This is a genomic window from Kitasatospora sp. NPDC058492 (assembly GCF_042720685.1).
Classification (GTDB): domain Bacteria; phylum Actinomycetota; class Actinomycetes; order Streptomycetales; family Streptomycetaceae; genus Kitasatospora.
In genome coordinates, this window is record NZ_JBHXMU010000002.1 from 71792 (window position 1) to 92240 (window position 20449).

At 71.7% G+C, this 20449-nt stretch carries 24 protein-coding genes; 15 read left to right on the plus strand and 9 right to left on the minus strand.

Annotation, left to right across the window (positions count from 1 at the left end; translation table 11 throughout):
* Positions 1-43: 43 nt before the first annotated feature.
* From ACFWPI_RS01910 to ACFWPI_RS01920, 3 genes are all read right to left on the minus strand, one after another.
* Entirely contained in the window at positions 44-805 is a 762-nt protein-coding gene (locus ACFWPI_RS01910; protein ID WP_380370103.1) for a hypothetical protein, read from the minus strand.
* Between the two features lie 119 nt (positions 806-924).
* The gene (locus tag ACFWPI_RS01915) at positions 925-1938 is read right to left on the minus strand and encodes a DUF1648 domain-containing protein (protein ID WP_380370100.1); all 1014 of its coding nucleotides are present in this window, start codon (positions 1936-1938) and stop codon (positions 925-927) included.
* The gene (locus tag ACFWPI_RS01920) at positions 1935-2282 is read right to left on the minus strand and encodes a GntR family transcriptional regulator (protein WP_380370098.1); all 348 of its coding nucleotides are present in this window, start codon (positions 2280-2282) and stop codon (positions 1935-1937) included. The genes ACFWPI_RS01915 and ACFWPI_RS01920 overlap by 4 nt, the downstream gene beginning before the upstream one ends.
* 137 nt (positions 2283-2419) lie before the next feature.
* Between ACFWPI_RS01920 and ACFWPI_RS01925 the strand changes: the two genes are divergently transcribed.
* The 5 genes from ACFWPI_RS01925 to ACFWPI_RS01945 all read left to right on the plus strand — a co-directional run bounded on the left by ACFWPI_RS01925 (position 2420) and on the right by ACFWPI_RS01945 (position 9215).
* Complete coding sequence (locus ACFWPI_RS01925; RefSeq protein WP_380370096.1) at positions 2420-4819, plus strand: DUF4118 domain-containing protein; 2400 nt, start codon at positions 2420-2422, stop codon at positions 4817-4819.
* A gap of 311 nt (positions 4820-5130) precedes the next feature.
* Entirely contained in the window at positions 5131-5685 is a 555-nt protein-coding gene (locus ACFWPI_RS01930) for a universal stress protein (RefSeq protein ID WP_380370094.1), read from the plus strand.
* A gap of 3 nt (positions 5686-5688) precedes the next feature.
* Complete coding sequence (locus tag ACFWPI_RS01935; protein WP_380370092.1) at positions 5689-6105, plus strand: hypothetical protein; 417 nt, start codon at positions 5689-5691, stop codon at positions 6103-6105.
* A gap of 373 nt (positions 6106-6478) precedes the next feature.
* On the plus strand, positions 6479-8050 hold the full coding sequence (locus ACFWPI_RS01940; RefSeq protein ID WP_380370089.1) for an APC family permease: 1572 nt from the start codon (positions 6479-6481) through the stop codon (positions 8048-8050).
* 106 nt (positions 8051-8156) lie between these two features.
* Positions 8157-9215: a Clp protease N-terminal domain-containing protein gene (locus tag ACFWPI_RS01945; protein ID WP_380370087.1), complete on the plus strand. Its 1059-nt coding sequence runs from the start codon at positions 8157-8159 to the stop codon at positions 9213-9215.
* Between the two features lie 184 nt (positions 9216-9399).
* Here ACFWPI_RS01945 and ACFWPI_RS01950 read toward each other — a convergent pair whose 3' ends face one another.
* The 3 genes from ACFWPI_RS01950 to ACFWPI_RS01960 are packed head-to-tail and all read right to left on the minus strand — an operon-like array spanning position 9400 to position 11164.
* A complete protein-coding gene (locus ACFWPI_RS01950; RefSeq protein WP_063350516.1) occupies positions 9400-9789 on the minus strand; it encodes a roadblock/LC7 domain-containing protein in 390 nt (129 codons plus the stop codon).
* Positions 9786-10808, minus strand: coding sequence for a hypothetical protein (locus tag ACFWPI_RS01955; protein ID WP_380370084.1), 1023 nt, complete (start codon positions 10806-10808; stop codon positions 9786-9788). Before ACFWPI_RS01955 ends, ACFWPI_RS01950 begins: the two co-directional genes overlap by 4 nt.
* Entirely contained in the window at positions 10805-11164 is a 360-nt protein-coding gene (locus tag ACFWPI_RS01960) for a hypothetical protein (protein ID WP_363587515.1), read from the minus strand. Before ACFWPI_RS01960 ends, ACFWPI_RS01955 begins: the two co-directional genes overlap by 4 nt.
* A gap of 141 nt (positions 11165-11305) precedes the next feature.
* Here ACFWPI_RS01960 and ACFWPI_RS01965 point away from each other — a divergent pair, with 141 nt between their 5' ends.
* Entirely contained in the window at positions 11306-11671 is a 366-nt protein-coding gene (locus ACFWPI_RS01965; RefSeq protein ID WP_063350519.1) for a hypothetical protein, read from the plus strand.
* A gap of 744 nt (positions 11672-12415) precedes the next feature.
* Positions 12416-13099, plus strand: coding sequence for a GPP34 family phosphoprotein (locus ACFWPI_RS01970; RefSeq protein ID WP_063350520.1), 684 nt, complete (start codon positions 12416-12418; stop codon positions 13097-13099).
* A gap of 66 nt (positions 13100-13165) precedes the next feature.
* Here the strand turns inward: ACFWPI_RS01970 and ACFWPI_RS01975 are convergent, their stop codons facing one another.
* Positions 13166-13582, minus strand: a complete 417-nt coding sequence (locus ACFWPI_RS01975) for a DUF3592 domain-containing protein (protein WP_380370079.1) — start codon at positions 13580-13582, stop codon at positions 13166-13168.
* 396 nt (positions 13583-13978) lie between these two features.
* Between ACFWPI_RS01975 and ACFWPI_RS01980 the strand changes: the two genes are divergently transcribed.
* Positions 13979-14416 carry a hypothetical protein gene (locus ACFWPI_RS01980; RefSeq protein ID WP_380370076.1) on the plus strand — a complete coding sequence of 146 codons (438 nt, stop codon included), beginning with the start codon at positions 13979-13981 and terminating at the stop codon, positions 14414-14416.
* Between the two features lie 157 nt (positions 14417-14573).
* On the opposite strand, the gene ACFWPI_RS01985 is transcribed toward ACFWPI_RS01980, so the two are convergent.
* Complete coding sequence (locus ACFWPI_RS01985) at positions 14574-14783, minus strand: DUF397 domain-containing protein (protein WP_380370073.1); 210 nt, start codon at positions 14781-14783, stop codon at positions 14574-14576.
* On the minus strand, positions 14747-15619 hold the full coding sequence (locus ACFWPI_RS01990; protein ID WP_380370070.1) for a Scr1 family TA system antitoxin-like transcriptional regulator: 873 nt from the start codon (positions 15617-15619) through the stop codon (positions 14747-14749). Before ACFWPI_RS01990 ends, ACFWPI_RS01985 begins: the two co-directional genes overlap by 37 nt.
* 121 nt (positions 15620-15740) lie before the next feature.
* Between ACFWPI_RS01990 and ACFWPI_RS01995 the strand changes: the two genes are divergently transcribed.
* The 7 genes from ACFWPI_RS01995 to ACFWPI_RS02025 all read left to right on the plus strand — a co-directional run bounded on the left by ACFWPI_RS01995 (position 15741) and on the right by ACFWPI_RS02025 (position 20357).
* Positions 15741-15992: a hypothetical protein gene (locus ACFWPI_RS01995; RefSeq protein WP_380370068.1), complete on the plus strand. Its 252-nt coding sequence runs from the start codon at positions 15741-15743 to the stop codon at positions 15990-15992.
* Complete coding sequence (locus ACFWPI_RS02000; RefSeq protein WP_380370066.1) at positions 15989-16213, plus strand: hypothetical protein; 225 nt, start codon at positions 15989-15991, stop codon at positions 16211-16213. Before ACFWPI_RS01995 ends, ACFWPI_RS02000 begins: the two co-directional genes overlap by 4 nt.
* Positions 16214-16674: 461 nt before the next feature.
* Positions 16675-17670 carry a radical SAM protein gene (locus tag ACFWPI_RS02005; protein WP_380370064.1) on the plus strand — a complete coding sequence of 332 codons (996 nt, stop codon included), beginning with the start codon at positions 16675-16677 and terminating at the stop codon, positions 17668-17670.
* Positions 17660-18436 carry a hypothetical protein gene (locus ACFWPI_RS02010; protein WP_380370061.1) on the plus strand — a complete coding sequence of 259 codons (777 nt, stop codon included), beginning with the start codon at positions 17660-17662 and terminating at the stop codon, positions 18434-18436. The genes ACFWPI_RS02005 and ACFWPI_RS02010 overlap by 11 nt, the downstream gene beginning before the upstream one ends.
* Positions 18437-18495: 59 nt before the next feature.
* The gene (locus ACFWPI_RS02015; protein WP_380370059.1) at positions 18496-19296 is read left to right on the plus strand and encodes a hypothetical protein; all 801 of its coding nucleotides are present in this window, start codon (positions 18496-18498) and stop codon (positions 19294-19296) included.
* Positions 19269-19880, plus strand: coding sequence for an AAA family ATPase (locus tag ACFWPI_RS02020; RefSeq protein ID WP_380370056.1), 612 nt, complete (start codon positions 19269-19271; stop codon positions 19878-19880). Before ACFWPI_RS02015 ends, ACFWPI_RS02020 begins: the two co-directional genes overlap by 28 nt.
* A 72-nt stretch (positions 19881-19952) precedes the next feature.
* On the plus strand, positions 19953-20357 hold the full coding sequence (locus ACFWPI_RS02025; protein WP_363373676.1) for an NUDIX domain-containing protein: 405 nt from the start codon (positions 19953-19955) through the stop codon (positions 20355-20357).
* The last annotated feature ends 92 nt before the right edge of the window (positions 20358-20449 follow it).

The window sequence follows — 20449 nt, forward strand, 5'->3', positions numbered from 1 at the left end:
AGATGACCATCTCTTGGGGTTAAGGCCCCCTTAAGGGCGCATCCTAGGGCTGGGCCGCCGGGCTGCCGGTGGCGGGGGAGCCGCTCTGCCCCGGGAGGAGCGGGTGGTGTCCGTACGATCGACCGGCGGCGGCCAGTTCGAGCGCGGCGCCGGTCCAGGCGGCACCGAACGCCCAGGTCGAGAACCACTCGCACAGGTACAGCGGCCGGACGGCCCAGTCCGTGCCGACGCCGGCCACCCCGGCGACGACGGCGAGCAGCAGGAGCACCAGGATCAGCACCCCGGCCGCCAGGTAGGCCCGGCTGACCCAGGACGGCTGGGTGGAGCGCGGGTTGCGGAAGGAGTACACGCAGAACATCGCCAGCACGAAGAGCAGCAGTCCGGCGAAGGCGTAGTGCAGCAGGCCGACCGCGCCCTGGAACGCGGTGGCGCCCTGCGGCGCGGTCGGGCACAGGGCGACCCCGAGCGCGAACACGCCGGCGGCGGTGCTCCAGCGGTCGTCCCGGCGGTCGAAGCGGTAGCAGATCAGGAACACCCCGAGCGCGCACAGGCCGCCCACGAAGAGGTTCCGGGTGCTGGTGTAGTACGAGCCGCTCATCGAGGCCGGCCAGAATCCCGCCGTGCTCTGGCCCCTGAGCTCGGCGAACAGCCAGTTCCCCAGGGGGAGTGCGAGCGGCAGCAGGATGCCGATCAGTCCGACGCCGAGTCGTAGGAAGGTGATGGTCCGTTCGTCCTGGTTGGTGCCTCCCCGGGCGACGACCGCGTCGCGCTCCGGGGCTTTCGCCGTCCGCCGTTCGTGGGTCACGGACGCCTCCTTGCCCTCTGCACTGTGAGCAGCTGTCAGCTGGTGTACCCACGGTGCGGCCCCTGTCCACACCACCTGAACGGGCGGTTTGAAGACGGACCCCAGCGGCGTGACGGGGGTCAGCCGGTGGGGCTGGCGGACCTGGCGATGAGGGAGTTGAGCAGGGCCGCGCCGCGCTCGGCGTCGTCGACGCTCACGGCGAACTCGCGCCCGCGCCGGGTGCGGACCACCAGGCAGACGCCGCGGCGCAGCATCACGGTGGTGCCGAGGCCGTTGACGCGGTAGCCCCAGCCGCCGGCCTGGGCGGGGGTGCGCAGCTCGGCGCGGGCCGAGTCGAGGTCGGCGGGGGACCAGCGCCGGCTGGGCCAGCCGAACGGGCCGAAGTCGACGGACAGGCCGTCGGCGGTCACCCGGGTCGTGACCGAGGAGCAGCCGAGCGTGATGACGGAGGTGGAGGCGAACGGCACGATCAGCGACCAGTTGAGCGCGATCAGCCCGCTGGCCGGCGCCAGCACGGCGCCCAGGGCGCCCAGGGCGAGGACGGCCGAGGCCAGTTGCAGCCACGCGTTGGCGGCTCGGGAGAGCCAGACCAGGTGCTCGCCCGGCGCGGCCGTCAGCGTCGGCGCCCCGGCCGTCGGGCGCGCCCCGGCGGGGTGGTCGACGTGCGGGCGGACGGCCAGCCAGGTCAGCAGGCCGGCCAGGCCCGCCGCCACGACCAGGACGACCACCTCGAAGCCCATCGGCGCGGCCTCCTGCCAGCGCGCGCGGTCCAGGTTGGCGTGCACGATGGAGGTCTGTGCCCCCGTCAGGAGCACTCCGCCGGCCGCCAGCGCCGCCCCGATGGCACCGCGCGCCGTCCCGGCCCGGAACCGGAGGGTGGCCGCGGCGGCCAGCACCAGCACCAGCCAGACCGCCGCCGGGAACAGCGCGGCCGCCGTCAGTGACATGGAGCCGTCCGGGTCCTGCCCGCCCCAGTGGGTGGCGAGCGGGTCCGGCAGCCGGTGGCGCGCGGCCCACGGCAGCGCGATCAGCAGGGCCAGGACGCCCGCCGACCAGGCCACCGCGCCCCAGAACGCGCCGCGCCCCGCCCCGGGCTCCCGGCGCTCCTTCGCTATGAGCTTCCCGTCCGTCACGACATCCCCCTGATCATGTCCACGAGATCGTTCCTGCTGTAGCCGGCCTGGGCCGCATCGGCAACCAACTGCCGTACCCGCTCGGCCAGTTCGGAGCGCGTGTCGGCGTCCTCGGCGACCGTGACGCCACGGCCCCGGCGGAACTCCAGCACGCCCTCGTCGCGCAGCGTGCGCAGCCCGCGCAGGACGGTGTTGGTGTTCACCCCCAGCGCCCGGGAGAGCTCCCGGGCCGGTGGCAACCTGTCCCCGGGGGCGCACTCGCCCTCGGCGACGGCCCGCCTGATCGCGCCCGCCACCTGCTCGTGCAGGGGGCGGGCGTCGCCGGTGTCCAGCTTCAGCAACATGGTGCTAATGGCGATAGCACCATCCAGATCTCTCGTCGGCCGCCTTGCGCGCCCCGCCACTCCGGTGGAGCGCCCGCCCCCTCGCGCACCCCGGCGCCCCGGCGGAGCATGGACACCGAGGAGGTGGCGGCACGGCGGTGAGCGGACGACTGCGGGTGTTCCTGGGGGCTGCGCCGGGGGTCGGCAAGACGTACGCCATGCTCGCCGAGGGCCGCCGGCTGCGCGACGACGAAGACCTCGACGTCGTCGTCGGACTCGTCGAGACCTACGGCCGCCGGGGCACCGAGCACCAGCTCGGGGACCTGCCCGTACTGCCCCGCCGCACCGTCGGCCACCGCGGCACCACCCTCACCGAACTCGACGTCGACGCCCTGCTCGCCCGCCGCCCGCAGCTCGCGCTCGTCGACGAACTCGCCCACACCAACGCCCCCGGCGGCCGCCACCCCAAACGCTGGCAGGACGTCCGGGAACTCCTCGACGCCGGCGTCGACGTGGCCACCACCGTCAACATCCAGCACCTGGAGAGCCTCAACGACGTCGTCGAACAGATCACCGGCGTCGCCCAGCGCGAACGGATCCCCGACGAGGTGGTCCGCGCCGCCGACCGGATCGAACTCGTCGACCTCAGCCCGCAGGCCCTGCGCACCCGGATGGCCCAGGGCGCGATCTACCCGCCCGACCGGATCGACGTCGCCCTCGACCACTACTTCCGGGCCGGCAACCTCGGCGCCCTGCGCGAACTCGCCCTGCTCTGGCTGGCCGACCGGGTCGAGGAGGAACTCGCCGACTACCGCGCCCGGCACGGCATCCGGGCGCCCTGGGAGACCAAGGAACGCATCGTCGTCGCCCTCAACGGGGCCCCGCAGGGCGAGCACCTGATCCGCCGCGGCGCCCGCACCGCCACCCGGGTGCACGGCGACCTGATCGGCGTGCACGTCCGGCCCGACGACGGCGCCACCGTCCACGAGCCGCCCGCCCTCGCCGGCCAGCGCGCACTGCTGCACGAACTCCACGGCGGCTACATCGAGGTCGACGGCAACGACGCCGCCCGCGCCCTGGTGGACTTCGCCCACGCCGAGAGCGCCACCCAGATCCTGCTCGGCCCGACCAGCCGCAGCCGCCTGCGCGAACTGGTCTCCGGCTCGGTGATCAACCGCGTCATCCGGCTGGCCGGCCCGATCGACGTCCGGGTCGTCCCCCCGCCCCAACCCGGCCTGCTGGCCGTCCCGCCCGCACCCCGGCGCCGCCGCCCGGCCGCCGTCCCGCCGCGCCGCCGGCGCCTGGCCTGGCTGGCCGGCCCGGCCGCAACGGCCGCCCTGGCCTGGGCGCTCTCCCCGCTGCGCGACTCGCTGGCCCTCCCCGGCGCCCTGCTCTGCCTGCTGCTGGTCGTCGCCGCCACCGCCCGGCTCGGCGGCCTGCTGCCCGCCGCCGCCAGCACCGCCGCCGGGGCGCTCGCCGCCGACTACTTCTTCACCGCGCCCTGGCACAGCCTCGCCGTCACCCGCGGCGCCGACCTCGCCGCGCTGCTGCTCTTCCTCGCCGTCGCCGGGATCATCGCCCACCTCATCGACGGCCTCACCCGCCGCTCCCAGCAGGCCGACCGGGCCCGCGCCGAAGCGGCGGTGCTGGCCCGGCTGGCCGGCGCGGCGGTCGAATCCGGCGCCCGCGCAGTGCCCGACCTGGTCGCCGACCTGCGCCAGGTGCTCGGCCTGGAGGGCGCCGTCGTCCTGGTCCGCACCGGCCGGCTCTGGCGCCCCACCGCCGCCTCCGGCACCGCCCTCCCGCAGCGCCCCGAAGAGGCCTCGCTCGCCGTCGACCTCGGCCCGGACGCCGTCCTGGCCCTGCGCGGACCGGCGCTCACCGAGCAGGACACCCGACTGCTCGGCCCCTACGTCACCCAGCTGCGACTGGCCCGGGAACGCGAACGGCTGGCCGCCCAGGCCGCCGCCGCCGAGACCCTCGCCCACACCGACGCCCTGCACACCGCACTGCTGGAGGCCGTCGGACAGGACCTGCGCGCCCCGCTCGCCGCGCTGCGCCGCGAGGCCGCCGACCTGCCGGGGCCGCCGGGGCGGCGGATCGCCGCCGAGGTACGGCGGATGGAACGCCTGGTCGCCGACCTGCTGGACCTCGACCGGCTGCGGGCCGGCGAGCAACCGGTGCTGCTGCGCCCGACTGCCCTGGCCCCGGTGCTCGCCGCCGCGCTGGCCACCCTGCCCGCCGAGCAGGGCGGCGAGCAGCGCGACGTGCGCCTCGCCCTCCCGGACGGCCTGCCGCCCGTGCTCGCCGACGCCGGGCTGCTGGAACGCGCCCTCGCCGACGTCCTGGCGGGGGCCGCCAGGCCCGCCCTGGTGGACGCGGGCGCGGTGGCCGGGCGGATCCACCTCCGGGTGAGGGCCCCCGGCCCGGCCGTCGACGGTGCCGGCCTCACCGTGGCGCGGGGCTTCGTCGAGGCGATGAACGGCGAGCTCACCGTCGAACCGTCCCCCGCCGGCGGCACCGCCTACATCCTCGACCTCGCCCGTGCCCCGGCCTGACGCCACGGCTGATCGCCCGCGATCCGGCATCCGGGGCACTGTGCCGCCGCGCGGCTCCCGGCTTCCGCCGCGTTCCGGCTCCCGGCTTCCTGGCTCCGCCGAACGGGTGAAACCAGGTGCCGGCGGGAGGCAGGCGGGCGGTCGGCGTATGGAGCGCGTTGGGAAGGCGGCCCGGGGCGTCAGGAAGGCGTCAAGGACGGGCGGCGGGCGGCCGGCGCGGCGGTTGGGTGGAGGACGACACACCAGGTGACGCGCCAGGTGACACACCGGGCGACACGCCGGGTACCGGAACGACGACGCGAGGACGGACCATGCACGGCAACGGGCGGCACCAGGGCAGCGGCACCGGCAGGGTGGTGGTCGGGGTCAGCGGATCGCTCGGCAGCCTCGCCGCCCTGCACCGCGGCGTGGCGGAAGCCCGCAGCCGTGGCGCCGAACTCGTCCCGGTACTCGCCTGGGAGCCGCCCGGCGGCGAACTCGGCTACCGCCGCTCGCCGTGCCCGCCGCTGCTCGCGGCGGTGCGGGAGGCGGCCGAACAGCGGCTGCGGGACGCCCTCGACGCGGCGTTCGGCGGCGCCGACCCCGGCGTGCCGCTGCGCCCGCTGGTGATCAGGGGCGAGACCGGGCCCGCCCTCGTCCAGGCCGCCGACCGGCCGGACGACCTGCTGGTCCTCGGCCAGAGCGGCGGTCTGCTGCGGCGTCGGTTGCGGCGCTCGGTCACGGCGCACTGCGCGCGCGAGGCGGGCTGCCCGGTGCTGACCGTCCCGGTGCCCGAGCTGCTGCACGAGCTGGAGGCGCTGCACCGGCGCACCCGGTGGCACCTGCCGGTCGGCCCGGCGCCCGAACTCGTCGCCGCGAAGAGGTAGGCCGTGCGGATGTACGCGGCCCGGCCGGGCGGGCGGCGCTACCACCCGGTCCTGGAGCGGCTCTCCGCCCCGACCTCGGGCACGGTGGCCCTGCTCGCCGGCGGCGTCCTGGCGATGGGCCTCGGCGGGCTCGGCGAACTGCACTCCGGTGGGCTCGCCTACGTCGCCTACCTCGGCCTGTGCGCGATCCTCGGCGGCTTCTCCCGGCCCCGGGCGGCGCCGCTGATCGGACTGGCGGCCTGGCTGTGCTGCAACGCCTTCGCCGAGCACCGGCACGGCGAACTGGGCTGGGCCGGGCCTTGGCCGGAGGGCTCGCACTTCGCGATGTTCACCGCCACCGCCCTGCTGGTGGCCCTGCCCACCACCCTGCCGCGCCGGACGGTCCGGGTGGCGCGGCTGCGCCTCGACCAACTCGGGTGAAACCCCACAGACGGTCCCTCACCGGCCTTCGGGCCGGCGGGCGGACCACGCCGAGACCAGGGCTCCGGCCGGTACTCCGGAGCCCTCGGCAACCGGTGGAAAACAGGTAGGAGGCGCGCGGCGCCGTGGCGGCGGAGCGGTCGCCGTTCGGACAGCGGGCCCGCCGAGCCAGGCGGGCACCGCCGCGACCGCACCACGGCCCGCGCCGCGCGTCGTCCGTCCAGTCCGGAAGCCCGGAAGCCCGGAAGCCCGGAAGCCCTGCGCCCAGGCCGCCTGCTCGCCGTCCCCGGGCCGCCCGCCGAGGGCGGCGTTACGCTGAGACGACCAGATCGGTCCTCGCGGCCCCCGCTGCGCACTCAAGGGGGTGGGGCCAGTGCCGGCGTCCCCGACCAGCCCCCCGACCGGCGGTCCGAGCGACCGTCCGACGGGTTCCGGTGCGGGCGAGAAGGGCCTGAAGAGCGGCGCCCTGGGCCTGCTGTCCTCGGTGTGCATCGGTCTCGCCTCCACCGCCCCCGCCTACAGCCTGGCCGCGACCCTCGGCATCGTCGTGGTCGGGGTCGGCCTCCAGGCGCCCGTCGTCACCGTCCTGGCGTTCATCCCGATGCTGCTGATCGCCTACGCCTACAAGGAGCTCAACGCCGCCGACCCGGACTGCGGCACCACCTTCACCTGGGCCGCCCGGGCGTTCGGCCCGCGCACCGGCTGGATGGGCGGTTGGGGCATCGTCGTCGCCGACGTCATCGTGATGGCCAACCTGGCGCAGATCGCCGGGGTGTACGGCTTCCGGCTGGTCGGCCTGGACTCGCTCGCGGACAGCCGGGTGTGGACGACCAGCGCCGGGGTGGTGTGGATCGTCCTGATGACGGCGATCTGCTACGTCGGCATCGAGCTGTCCGCCACCCTCCAGCGCCGGCTGCTGGCCGTCGAGGTGGTGATGCTGGTCGCCTTCTCGGCCACCGCGCTCGTCAAGGCGTACGGCTCCGCCGCGCCCCCGACGGCCATCCCCGTCGACGCGTCCTGGTTCAACCCGTTCAACGTGCCCTCGACCTCGGCGTTCACCGCCGGCATGCTGGCCGCGGTCTTCATCTACTGGGGCTGGGACACCGCCGTGTCCGTCAACGAGGAGACCGCCGACTCCGCCCGTACCCCCGGCCGCGCGGCCGTCATCTCCACCGTGCTGCTGCTCCTCATCTACGTCCTGGTCGCGACCTCGGCGCAGTCCTTCGCCGGGGTCGGCGCGGACGGCATCGGGCTCGGCAACCCGGCCCACTCGGGGGACGTGCTGTCCGGCCTCGGTGACGCGGTGTTCGGCACCACCGGGATCGGCGCGGTGCTCAGCCGGCTGCTGATCCTGATGGTGCTGACCTCGGCCGCCGCCTCCACCCAGACGACGATCCTGCCCACCGCCCGCACCACCTTCTCGATGGCCACCCACCGGGCCATCCCGACCGGCTTCGCCCGGGTGCACCCGCGCCACCGGACCCCGACCTGGTCGACGGTCGCCATGGGCCTGGCGTCGATCGCCTTCTACGTCCTGCTCACCGCGATCAGCGGCAACGTGCTGGCCGACTCGATCGCCTCGGTCGGCCTCGGCATCGCCTTCTACTACGGCCTGACCGGCTTCGCCTGCGTCTGGTACTACCGCCGGGTCCTCACCCGCAGCGTCCGGGACTTCGTCTTCAAGGGCGTGCTGCCGCTGGCCGGCGGCCTGATGCTGCTGTACTTCTTCGCCTACGGCGCCTTCGACGTCTACGCCGACCCGGACTACGGTGCCACCTCGATCGACCTGCCGGGCATCGGCCGGGTCGGCGGGGTGACGGTGATCGGGCTGGGCGCGCTGCTGCTCGGCGCGGTGCTGATGCTGGTGCAGCGGCTGGTGCAGGGGTCCTGGTTCCGCCACCCGGACGTCCCGGTGAGCGCCGCCGACCCGGCCTCCGCGCCCTGAGTCCAGAACCGGCCGGTTCTGACGTTTCCTTGACGCGCAGTCACGTGTAAAGGGCGAGCAAAGCAGGCATATAGTTCGGGCAAAACATCATGGTGGGAGGGCTCGGATGGAGACGACGCTGGAACCGGACTGGCGCACGCTCGGCGTCCTGGGCGCGGCCCGGGGCGCGCGCGGCGGGGGTGACGGCCGCCTCGGGACGGAACACCTGCTGGCCGCCGTCGCCGGGGCGAAGGGCCCGGCCGGTGAGGCCCTGTCGGCCGCCGGGGCGACCGCGACCGCCCTGCTCGCCGTCCTGCGAGACCGCCAGGGCGGGGTCGACACGGCACGCTGGGGCTCGGACGACGGGGCCGGTGCGAGCGTGCCGGCCCGCGACGTGCTCGGCCCGACCGGGGAGCGCGGCCTGCTGCTCAGCGGCGCCGCCGCCCGCGCCCTGGCCGGCGCCATGGAGCGGGCCCGGCAGGACGGCGAGCGGAAGTTCAGCGCAGAACACCTGTTGCGCGCCCTGCTCGCCGATCCGCACGCCCGGGCCGCCGAACTGCTGCACGCGGCGGGCGTCGCGCCGGGAGCGGTGCTGGAGCGGCTGGCGGTGCCCGCCGGCCCCGACGTGCCGGACGGTCCCGGTGCCCCGGGCGCCCCCGACGACCTGGACGACCTCGACCCGCTGCTGCGCCCCACCCGGGACGCGCTGCTCGGCCGCACGCCGTACCGGCTGCCGCGCTGGAAGCGGCTGCTGGTGCCCGGCTTCGCCAAGATGAACATCGCGGTCGCGCCGATGGCCTGGGTCCGGCTGGAGGTCGACGGGCAGGCGCAGCGCCTCGGCCGCCGTGCGCCCGGCACCGAGCACGTGCTGCTGGCCGTTCTCGCCGTGCACGAAGTGGCTTGCCGGCACCCGCAGTTGGCCGGCGAGGGCGGCGCGGACCCGGCCGAGCGGCACGCGGGCGGGGTGCGGCTGGCCCGGCTCGGCCTGGACTACGCCCGGGCCCACGCGGCGCTCACCGCCGGGCGGGTGCCGCTCGCGGCCGACCCGCGAGCGGTCGAGGCCTACCTGTCCGGCGCCACGGACAGGCAGGGAACCGGGCCGTTGGTGGAGACGCTCCTCTCGGAGGAGACCCGGGCCCGGCGGCTGGTCGAGGCCCTGTGCGGAGATCGGCTCGATCGCCCCTGATTACTACTGAACGGCGTTGGGACTAGGGGCTCTCTTTCGGATCACGTCGGATCAGCGCGCGGCGTCGGAGTGCGTGCATCGCAAGGCGGAGGAGGGAGTCCATGCGGAGTATCGGCGACCGACGACAACGCGGCGAGGTGCGTGCTCCGGCGTCGCGCGCCCGGCGTGATCCGAAAGAGAGCCCCTAGACCGCGGGGACCATCCCGAGCAGCTCGCTCAGGCGGCGGACCGTGGCGGGCGACTCGCGGTGCAGGCCGGCGACGTCGAGGCCCTCGTCTCCCAGGATCATCAGCAGTGCCTGCTCCCCGATCGCCAGCACCACGACGTAGCCGCTGTTGCAGCGGGTGACCACGTCGCGCAGGCCGCCCACGCCGACCTCGGCCGCGGTGCGCCGGCCGAGGCCGAGCATGGCGGCCGACAGGGCGGCGGCCGACTCGGGGTGGACGGCGGCCGTGTCGGCGGCCACCAACAGGCCGTCAGTGGTGGAGATGACACTCTCCGAGATGCCCATGACCCGGTCGCGGAGGGACTTCAACTCGTCGACCAGCACGGCGGTCGGTGTCTGGCTGCTCATGGTGCGCTCTTCTCACTCTGCTCGGTCGTCTCGGTACGCGCGGTGTGTTCGGCGCGGTGTGCGTTCGGTGGACCCTCGGAAGCGGCCGCCGCTCCCTCGGATCGGGCGGGCAGGCCGCCGGGGCCGCCCGGACCACCCGCGCCGCGTCCGCTGCGGACGCGGCGCGGCAGCGGCCCGGTGTCGGCCGGCGGCGGTTCGCCCGTCGGTATGCGCGGGGCCACGCTCGGTGCCAGGGGAGTGGGGTGCGCCGGTTCCCGGTGGAGCAGGTGCCGGGCGTCCATCCGTACGACGTCGAGGAGCACCGCGAACACACCGCGTCCCAGGGCGAAGCCGAGGTCGCGCGCGGTGCGGCGGCCGGTGGCGGCGGCCAGGATCTCCCGGTAGCGGACCGGGATCCGCAGCGCGCCGGATTCGGCCCGGGCGGCAGGACGGATCCGGATGCGGGCCAGTTCGCCGGGCGGTCCCCAGAGGCGGGTCAGCAGGGCCGTCCGCCGGGCGGTCTCCTCGAAGAGCTGCTCCGGCTCGATGCCCGGGCGCAGCGCGATCCTGGCAGGCGGCGCCGCCTCGGCCGTCTCCCAACTGCCGGGCGGGCTCAGCACCAGGGCGAAGGCCCCGTCGAAGGCGGCGGCGGTGCAGACGGCTTCGAGCTCGGCGGCGCCGATCGACCCCTGAGCCACCAGGGCCGCGCCGAGGTCGCCGCCCCAGGTCGGGGGAGTGTCGGCCGGCCGGCCGACGGACGCGGCCGTCTCGGCGGACGCCCACTCCTCCTCGCCGACGCGCCGGGACTTCAGCAGCAGGGTCGCGGCGGTCGGGGCCCCGGGGGTCTCGATCGCCGCGACCAGACCCTGCTCCAGGTGGATCGTGCCGCCCGGTGCGCTGGAGACGGTGACCGAGCCGGTGAACTCCGTCCGGCGCAGCGCGAGCAGCAGCGCGGGCACGTTGCGCGCGGTGGGCGGAGCCGGCGCCGTGGGAGCTGCGGGCATGGCGGGCGGAGCCGTGTCGTGGGACGGGTCGGTCATGCCAGCAAGTCCTGCGCGCGGTCGGCGGTCTGGCGGACGGCCAGCGCCAGGTTGGTCCGTTCCCGGTCCAGCACGGTGGCCAGCAGCAGGGGGTCGCCCTTCCGGGACACCACCTGGACGACCTGGTGATGGCGGGTGCTGGTGACCACCAGGCTCTCCAACTCGCTCTCCGCCCCTGCCTCGTACAGCCGCTCGCCGATCAGGTTGGTCAGCTCGGCGAGTTCGGCCCCGGTCCCGAGCAGCCGGTGGTCCCCGGCGGACTGGTAGCTGAGACCTGTGACGGCGTCGACGAGCGCGGCACCGACCACTCCGGGGGAGCCGAGCACATCGGAGAGAGAAGCTTCGAGTGCGCGCACCAGTACCCCTTCACGTTCTGAACCCCGGTAGCGTACTTTATTCCATCATTTTCACGAGGCGACCACAACCGGTGACTTCTTGCTATTTTGTTCCTGCACACGGGAGTTCTGCCCGGAAGTCACGCAAAGGACGAACAGCGTATGAACATTGACGACGCACTCAAGGACGCGATGGCCATCGAGGGGGCCATCGGAGTGGCCGTGGCCGACTACGAGAGCGGTATGTCGCTCGGGTCCCTCGGCGGGGGGCAGCAGCTCGACCTGGAGATTGCGGCCGCCGCCAACACCGAGGTCGTTCGTGCGAAGATACGCGCCCTGGCCGCGCTGTCGATCGACGATGTCATCGAGGACATCCTGATCACCCTCGGCACCCAGTACCACCTGATCCGCCCGCTGACCCGCAGTCACGGCTCGCTCTTCCTCTACCTGGCGCTGGACCGCTCGCGCGGCAACCTTGCGCTCGCCCGGCACGGTCTCAAGCGCATCGAGGCCGCTCTCGACGTCTAGCCGAGGCCGGGCCGGCGGCCCGGGTGTCCGCGCCCCGCCCGGAAGGCCCGTCCGGAAGCCCTGCCTGAAGGACTGCCCGAAGGCCCGCGCGGGCCGCGTTTCGCGCGTGGAATTCCGGGCGGAGCGAATGCGGGGCGTGACGAACCGACTACGGGGATCCGTCCGTGGGAATCGGGCCGCGAATATCGCGGGTGTACGCCGACCATGGAAATGCGTGACTTTCCGATGACTGGGCGTCATATTCGCCCCGGCTGTTCCGGCCGGCGACGGAGCGCCGGAATACCGTGGTCGAACCGCCGGAGCGCCGGTGTTTCGGCGGTGCCGCGGAATCGGCTCGACCACGCCGCGCGCGGCACGAAGGCGCGCCGCCGAGCCGCCGCGCCGGACGGCAGGGGAAGCGGGGGAGCCCGATGGGTACCGCCGACGTCCAGCGCCAACGCCGTTCAGTTACTGAGGTTCTCAGGGCCGAGTCGGTGGAGCGAGTGACGGGCCGGTGCCGGCCGGACATCCCTCGATGAGGGGTGGCTGGAGCTGGATGTGTCGCAGGCCCCGGCGGAGGGTGCGGGTGAGGTGGTCGGCGTCGGTGAAGGCGGTGTTCGCCATCGGGCCGCCACGAAAACCTCAGTAGACTGATCGCTTCTTGATCATTTCCCGGTCGCCGCCGGTCGCCGCCGGTCGCCGCCGGTTGCTGCTGGTAGTTGCCGGTTGCCGGTGATCGCCTCTGATCCGCGAAAGGAATGGAGCATGCACGTCACCCTCGCCGAGGAGCTGATGCTGTTGTCGCTGGACGACAAGTCCGGTGCTGCGAAGGCGGGTACGACCGCCGGCTGGGCGGTGGCGGGCGGGTTCCTCGCGGACCTCGCGCTGGCCGGGCGGGTCGTGGTGGACGACGGCCGGCTGACCGTCACCGACCGCACGCCGACCGGCGAGCCCCTGCTCGACGGGCGTCTCGACCGGCTCGCCGAGTGGGCGGAGCGCAAGGGCGCCGGAAAGGCCAAGCCGGCCGAGTGGCTGGCCAAGGACCAGCCGACGGCGATCCGGGACACCGTCCAGCGGCTGTGCGAGCGCGGCCTGGTCGTCGAGGAGCGCCACCGCGCCCTCGGCCTCTTCCCGGTCCGCCGCTACCCGGAGGCGGACGGCTCCGTCGAGCGCGCCCTGCGCGCACGCCTGGCCGCCGTGGTCCTGGACGGCGCCGAACCGGACGTCCGCACCGCCACGTTGATCGCCCTCCTGCATACCGCCCGCCTGTACAAGGTGGCCTTCCCGGAGCAGCCCCGCAAGCAGGTCGAGCCGCGCTTCGCGGAGATCGCCGAGGGCGACTGGGCGGGCGAGTCCGTCGGCCAGGCGATCCGGAACATGCAGGCCGCCGTGGCCGCCATCGCGGCCGTCACCATCGCCACCACGGCCGCCACCACCGTCATCACCTGAGCCGGCAACGGCGCCGGGCCCGCCCCACGACTCGGTTCTGATGAACGTCGCAACCGTCGGGCAGCCTCACAGAACGGCGACCGCCAGCGTGATCGCGGCCAGCACCATCAGCAGCCCGAGCGCCACGAAGCCGTACTCCAAGGGCCTGCGTTCGCGGCCGTCCACCAGGACCTGCCGGGGGTCGGCCGGGTCGTAGCGGACCTGCACGTGGCCGCCGTCCGGCAGCGGGTGGCGTGGGGTGGACGGGACGGGCGAGAAGACCTCCACCACCCGGCCGTCCTCGGTCTCGAACTGCAGCAGCGGGCGCGGTGGCAGCGCGCGGTCCTCCGGGGCGGGGACGCGGGCGCGCACCAGGGCCTGGGCCGGGACGCCGACCCGGCGCAGCCGCCGCAGGTCGCGCAGCCCGACCACCCCGGCGAGGTAGGCGACCACGCCGCCCAGCCCGCCGAACACCACCACGGCGAATCCGGCCGTCCCGCCCACCGCGCCTCCCTGTCCGAATCGCCCCCGGACACCCCAGTATTGCCGACAGCAGGCACTCCTGACGCCCGGAACCCGCCCAGTTCACGGCGGAGCCCCGCCACTCCGGAAAAGGCGTGACGGGGCCTCCTCTCTCCGCACAGGATCGCGGCACCGTACGGTCTTGCCCGGGACGCACTGTTGGGGTCAGTATCGATCACGGCTTGGTCCTCCTGTCGGCGTGCGGACGTGGCTCGTCCGACCGACAGGTGCACCGACCGAGTCCGTCCGCGACCGCAGACGGCGATCCCATCGGGACGGCGCGATGCGCCGGAGGTCGGGAATGGCCGCGACGTACGATCGCGGTGAAGGCGAAGCGCCAGGCCGAGAGTCCGGCACCGGTGTGAGGGAGGGGCCAGGATGTTCGGTTCGCGGAAGAAGCTCAACGATCTGATGGCGCAGCTCAGGCCCGACCTGAGTCGGGAATCGCTCGGTGTCGGGCCCGACTTCCCGGGCGTCGCCCCGAACCCGTTCCTGAGCAGTGAGGCACGGAAGCGCAATGCGGAACTGCGTACGGGGGCGCTTGCGCTCGGCGTTCTCGTCGACTGGCGGGAGGTCAACAGCAATCCACGCGTGGTCCTGATGCTCGACGTGGAGACCGCCGGCGGCATCTCGTTCCGCGGTATCGCGGACGAAGACCTCACGATCACCGAGCTCACCCGACTCGCTCCGGGAGAGACGTTCCCCGTGCGCTACCGGCCGGCCGTCATGGACCACTACGTCGCCCTCGCCCGGGACGCGGACCCCGACCACGTGCAGCAGCTCGCTGACGAGATCGCGAGCCGCAAGCGGACCTGACCTGAAGTCATTGGCCGGATCCCTGGAAGCCTGTTGAAGATCTTGCTCTGGCTGCCCAAGCCGGGCGCGCTTTCAACATCTTCGTCAGGTAGCGGTCAGCCAAGAGACCCCGCCACTCCGGCAAGGGGTGGCGGGGTCTCAGGGCAACACACCGACGTCAGACGTTTCCGAACTCGCCGGTACGGACGGCGGCGACGAAGGGCGACCAGGCATCGGCCGGGAACATGAGGGTAGGTCCCTCAGGGTCCTTGGAGTCGCGGACGGGCATCACACCGGGGAAGCCGGGAGCCACCTCGATGCAGTTGCCGCCTTGCTGGCTGAAACTCGACTTCACCCACTGGGCAGCGAGCAAGTTGATGTCGGACATTCGATCCCCTTCCGAGCAGCGCGCATCCATTCGAGAGTCGCTGTCTCGGCCAGCGCTCCCACCTGAAGGCGATCGTACTGTTTCCTCCAGGTGGACAGCCTCTCAGTATCTCGTTCCAGGTGGCTGCGACCCTCAGACTCCGAATAGCCCAGGAAGGACTGATCCGGGAGGGTAAGGAGCACCATCGGTAAGGCGAACGGCCGGTCTTCCCCCAGCGCAAACGGCGCAACTTGAAGGATGACGTTGTTCACGGCGTACAGCGTCTCCAGGTGGGTAAGTTGCGCCTGCATCACATCTCGCCCTCCGATGATGCGCCGCAGGCAGCTCTCGTCGAGTACTGCGTGTACGAGTGGGGGTCGCTTTCGCCTCACCAGCTCCTGCCTCGCGAGCAGGAACGTGACCCGCTCGTCCGCCTGTTCCTGCGTGATCGCGCCTCTTCGAACATCACCGACCGCCAACGCCCTCGCGTACGCCTCGATTTGGAACAGGCCCGGCACGATACCCGCTTCGTAGATCCTTATCTCAGCGGCGTTCTGCTCCTGGGTCGCGAACTCGGGGAAGCCATCCAACAGTGCCGAGTGCTTGGCTTGAAGCCACATGAGGAGCAGGGTGCCACCCGTATCAAGCACCCGATCAACGTCGCGGGCAAAAGCTTCACTTGGCGGTGTCCGATCCGGCGGGGCAAGTTCAGCGTAGGAGACGTAGGAGGGGTCAACCCCAACAAGCTTTGCCAGTTTGGCCTGGGTCATCCCAGCTGCCTCGCGCGACCTGCGGAGTTGTACTCCGAAAGGTGCCCACGGGCCTGACGTTGGATCAAGCTCCTTGCGGTTCACCATGCTTCACCAACCTGCCGAGTGGTCGCTTCAAGTTTCAGATCCGCTTCCGATCGTAGGTGCAGGCGCGCCACCATGGCTACAGCAAGTGAGACGCCAAGTGCGAAGCGCTACGGAGACCCTCATGTCCGAAGATCCGAAATCCGCGCTGCCCGACTTCGTTCGCAACGAGGTGGTGCAGGACCTGAAGCACCGTGACGCCGACGGCAAGCCGAAGGAGGGGGTCTTCATGGAGATCCTCTGCGGGGCGGCCTTCCTGAGGCCGATCGGCGGGGGACAGGAGTGGACGACCAAGCCCGACCAGCTGCGACGGTGCGACCCCCGGGAGATCGCGCCCGGATCCGGGTGCAACCCTCACCGCCGGCCGCTCTCGTGACCGTCGAACTGGTCGCCGCAACGGGCGTCTTGGCGGGCATCGCCGCCGCGCAACGCCCTCTTCGATGTACCCCTGAGGGGCTGGCCGCGATCCGAGTTCGTATGGGGCTCAAGGCCGAACTGGTCGCCCGGCCGCAGCGCGAGCCGGGCGGCGGGCGCGAGTGGATGGTGGTCACCCCGGCCGGCGTGTGGTGCGGGTGGGAACCGGACCCGCCGGACTGACAGGCTCCCGTCGTCGCAGCGTGAGCGCTCATCCTCTGCGACGACGGGGTTCAACGCCCGTCCGCGAAAGACGGCCGCGGACGGGTGAGTACCGGCGGGCCTACTTCCCTGCCGGTCGGCTCCGAGGGCGTGTTGGTGCCGGGCCCTCGTCGAGCCACACCGCTCCCCGCCAGTCACCCCCCTTCTGGCGGGGAGCGGCCGTCCCCCTTGATCACCGGCCGGTGGAGTCCTGATCCTCCGGCCGGAACCCCCGCCCTGGAGCCGTTACACGTCACGGACGGACAACCAGGGCGGGCCTGAAACTCCCGCCCCCGGTGACCCCGGGGGCGGGAGCCGGCTCTGTGGGGGCCGGGCAGCACGTCGCTGGCTCACGGGTGCCTTCGTCCGGTCGGCGACGTGTGACATCCATCGTGAATGAAACAAATCGGCTTAATTCATAGATCAGTTCAGGGAGGAAGACCATGACTGACCTCGGCCTGCCGGCCGTACCGCCCCGCAGCGACCTGTCGATGGGCGACGGACTCGCCTTCGCCGCCCGCGGCCACCACTTCACGGCCGCACCGGGAACCGACATCCAGGAACTCGCCCAACGGTCCACCGAACCCCTGTCCGCAATCCTCCAGGTCACGAAGCGCTGTGACTTCGACTGCTCGTTCTGCTCGGAAGTCCTCCAGCTGCCGGACCCGAAGCTGACGCAGCTGGAGACCATGAGGGACCACCTCAAGGGGACCAAGCGGATCTTTCTGTCCGGCGGTGAACCGCTCATGCGCCGCGACTTCGGTGAGATCGTGGACATGTTTGCGGACGATAACTTCGTCCTGGCCGTACCGACGAACGCCACCCACGGCCTCCAGCACGCGAAGCGGATTGCGGGGAAGGTCGCGTTCGCGAACATCGGCCTGGAAGGTCCGCGAGGGATCACCAACCGGGTACGCGGGGACTACGACAAGGTCATGCCCGGCGTTCGCGCACTCCAGGACGAGGGTATTCCGATCTCCCTGTCCGCAGTCGTCTACCGCTCGACCCTGGCGGCGCTGCCGTTCACGGTGCAGATCGCCGACGTTCTCAACGCGGGCAAGGTCAAGCTGATCATGCCGCTCAGGAAGGGCAATGCCCTCAACCTGGACGCGAATGAGTTCATCACCGATGGCGAGGCCAGCGAGGCGTTTGGCCGGCTCGGCGAACTTCGCTCCACCTACCAGTGGAGTCCCGCGCTTCGGCTCACCACGTGGACGCCGGAGAACGAAGGCCACATGATCGTGGTGGAGCCCACCGGCAAGGCCAACGCCTGGCCGGTGTACGACTCGAAAGACCTGTTCGAGCCCATCGGCAACGTACTGGAGGAGCCGATTCAGGAGATCTGGAAGCGATACCGCTTCAAGGAGAACCACTACCGGAAGTACCTCGGGGCCTCGATCCGCGCGATCGGCCACGGGGGAGGCGGAAGTGCTGCGTGAGTTCTCCAACCTGGCATGGCCCAAGACGCCCTACGCGGCCGACATGCGTCCCGTCGCCCGAAAGGTGCGGCTCCTCACCGGGATGAGCATTCAGTGGGCCGACGACGGCAGTGAGGTCGTTCCGATCGGTGCCGCTGCCGTGTTCATCCCCGTACACCGGACCGCAAGCCGCGAGATCGCCTCCGATACCCTGCACTTCGGGTATCGCAGTGTCGCCGTGGAACCGAACGGTGACCGGTCCGACATACCGGCCTTCGTGGACAGCGTGCTCGTCCAGGCGCGCCGCGAGGCCGAGATCATCGGGTGGCACTCCTTTCCGGATGACCTCCACGCCCTTCGTCCCCCGCTGACGGCTCCGCGCGCCGGTATCGACGCTGTGGGTGAAGCGTGGGCTGACCGGCCCCGCCGCGAACGCGGTACGGCTTTGTTGGTCGACACTGCCGACTCCGGCATGCAACTCGACAACGCGCTCACGGCTAACCGCCTCGACTTCGGCCGGGAACTCTGGCGGTACCGGTCACCGGTGGCCCTCCAGCAGGCATACGAAGAGCTCTGGTCCTCGGCCGGGCGGGCGACGGGCCGGGACTGGCACACCCAACACATCGGTGCGGCAGGGGTCATGTCTGCCCTCGCCGTTGCACTCCTGGCCGGCCACCAAGCCCAACGGCTGGAGTGGACCGGGGTGTTCGACGCGACCAAACCGCTTGGCCTGGTTGCCTGGGACGCGTTCCCCCTGGTACTCGCTCCGGATGAACGACAGGACTGATCCAGGGCATACCGTGGGCTCGGCCCGCGAAGGGCCGGGCCCGCACCGCTAGGAGCAACGTGATCACGGTCAACAACCTCTTCGATCCGCGACACTTGCCGCGCAAGAACTCTCGAACGTGTCGGGTGGCCTCGCTCGACGTCGAGTGGACCAAGAACTACCGGATCAAGAACGGGAATAGGGCGTTCTGTTTCTCGCTTGCCGTGCTTGATGTCCCGACCACGGACCCTGTGGCTGACCTTGCTCAACTCTCCTTCGGGTACGTCAGCATGTACGTCGAGGACGCTGGTGAGACTGGGGAACTCGTAGTCTCCGCGGCCGACACCATCGCCCGAACATTCGCGGACGCCGACCTCATCACTGGGCACCAACTATGTTCCGACCTAGCCGTGTTGGTCGCCAACCGAGAAAACGCTGAACCGGCTCTCGACAGTGCCCGAGCCGCTTGGTCAACCCGTCGCACCCCCAAGGATGAAGGCCCTCGGATCATCGACACCCGGTACGACGCCGGCCATCTGCTCGACGGGACCTCCCGGCGGCTGGTCGACGTCTGCACCGAACTTGGCCTTGACGTCACTCAGCCGGAACTACGCAGTACCTCGATGACCAGCTTGCACCGTCGGTGGCTGGAGAAGAACGACATCGAGGCTCGTGAGCGGGTCAGCGTCCTTAACCTCAGGCACTCCCTCTCCACCGCCCTCGTTGCCGTGTCTGCGGCTGGCCTCGGCGGTTGGGGCGAGGTCGGGCTCAACGTGAACCGCATGATCGCCGCCCACGCCGACGGTTGGGGCTGGCTCCAATCCCGAACCTTCCAAGACCTGTTGGGGGAACCATGCCAATCCGCGAGTGCAAGGTCGTAGCCGTCGAGGGAACCGCTGCGGCTGGAAAAACCACTCTGGTCCACGCCCTCGCGGCGTACTACCGCGAGCAGGGCGTCAACGTCGCAGCCACGGGGGAACCCGCGCGAGTGAGCCCCTTCATGGAGGAGATCGTTCTTCACGGAAAAGGCGAATTCGACCTCACTGTCGAACTCGACACCTTCGCTGCCCAGCTCACCACCACCATGCGTACGGCGCGAAACCACAGTCTCCTGATCACCGACAAGACCCCGGCCAATGTCCTGGCCTACGCCCGGATCGTCCTTGACCAGGATGACCCGCAGGTGCGTGCAGTCCTTCGCTCGATGGAGTCTCTCTGTAAGGCCTGGATGCCCATCACGTACTCCGCCGTGGTCCATTGCCGCGACCACTACGACCAGGAGGTCGGCGGCGACCAGTTCCGTGGCAAGGTGCTTGATCTTCAGAGTGCCACCGAGACGGCCGTCTACGAGGCGATCCGGGCCACCAACGTGCCGATCTTCGACCTCCCGCAGGGCCTCACCACCCAGGCCCGCGTCGAGTGGATCGCCAAGCACCTCCACCTCCTGGGCATCAACGTCCACTGAGGTGGCCTATCGTCCTCCTACGACACACCTTCGGAGGACCTGGTGCAGCCCCAACGTCCGATCAACGACGCCATGATCATCCTCGAACGGAACGGCCTCGTCCTGCTGGCCGAACGAGCCAACACCGGCTACAGCGACGGCCTGCTCAATCTCCCCAGCGGGAAGGTCGACGTGGACGAGGACGTGATCTCGGCAGCGATCCGCGAAGCCCGAGAGGAGGTGGGCGTGGAAGTTCACCGAGAGGCCGTTCGGGTTGTCCATGTCATGCACTACCGCAACCCAGAGGGAGAGGCGCGCGTCGGCTGGTTCCTCGCCGCCTCCGAGTGGAACGGCGAACCGTACAACGCCGAACCCCACAAGTGCGCCGGTGTCGGGTGGTACCCACTCAACGATCTTCCGGAGAACACCCAGCCCTACAACGAGGCCGGGATCAGCCGGTATCTGAAAGGCGAACCATTCTCCGTGGTGGGCTGGTAGCCGGCCTGAAACACGAAAGGCGCCCTCCCCGATCTGGGGGAGGGGCTTCTTTGCGTTCAGGGTCAGGTGGTTTACCTGGCCTGGAGTGACGT

What these genes read in the sequence shown, in the direction of transcription:
- ACFWPI_RS01920 (WP_380370098.1), bottom strand. Translation starts at nt 2,282, where the DNA reads ATGTTGCTGAAGCTGGACACCGGCGACGCCCGCCCCCTGCACGAGCAG.
- ACFWPI_RS01930 (WP_380370094.1), top strand. Translation starts at nt 5,131, where the DNA reads ATGCACGGCAACGGGCGGCACCAGGGCAGCGGCACCGGCAGGGTGGTG.
- ACFWPI_RS01945 (WP_380370087.1), top strand. Translation starts at nt 8,157, where the DNA reads ATGGAGACGACGCTGGAACCGGACTGGCGCACGCTCGGCGTCCTGGGC.
- ACFWPI_RS01950 (WP_063350516.1), bottom strand. Translation starts at nt 9,789, where the DNA reads ATGAGCAGCCAGACACCGACCGCCGTGCTGGTCGACGAGTTGAAGTCC.
- ACFWPI_RS01955 (WP_380370084.1), bottom strand. Translation starts at nt 10,808, where the DNA reads ATGACCGACCCGTCCCACGACACGGCTCCGCCCGCCATGCCCGCAGCT.
- ACFWPI_RS01965 (WP_063350519.1), top strand. Translation starts at nt 11,306, where the DNA reads ATGAACATTGACGACGCACTCAAGGACGCGATGGCCATCGAGGGGGCC.
- ACFWPI_RS01970 (WP_063350520.1), top strand. Translation starts at nt 12,416, where the DNA reads ATGCACGTCACCCTCGCCGAGGAGCTGATGCTGTTGTCGCTGGACGAC.
- ACFWPI_RS01980 (WP_380370076.1), top strand. Translation starts at nt 13,979, where the DNA reads ATGTTCGGTTCGCGGAAGAAGCTCAACGATCTGATGGCGCAGCTCAGG.
- ACFWPI_RS01985 (WP_380370073.1), bottom strand. Translation starts at nt 14,783, where the DNA reads ATGTCCGACATCAACTTGCTCGCTGCCCAGTGGGTGAAGTCGAGTTTC.
- ACFWPI_RS01990 (WP_380370070.1), bottom strand. Translation starts at nt 15,619, where the DNA reads ATGGTGAACCGCAAGGAGCTTGATCCAACGTCAGGCCCGTGGGCACCT.
- ACFWPI_RS01995 (WP_380370068.1), top strand. Translation starts at nt 15,741, where the DNA reads ATGTCCGAAGATCCGAAATCCGCGCTGCCCGACTTCGTTCGCAACGAG.
- ACFWPI_RS02005 (WP_380370064.1), top strand. Translation starts at nt 16,675, where the DNA reads ATGACTGACCTCGGCCTGCCGGCCGTACCGCCCCGCAGCGACCTGTCG.
- ACFWPI_RS02020 (WP_380370056.1), top strand. Translation starts at nt 19,269, where the DNA reads ATGCCAATCCGCGAGTGCAAGGTCGTAGCCGTCGAGGGAACCGCTGCG.
- ACFWPI_RS02025 (WP_363373676.1), top strand. Translation starts at nt 19,953, where the DNA reads ATGATCATCCTCGAACGGAACGGCCTCGTCCTGCTGGCCGAACGAGCC.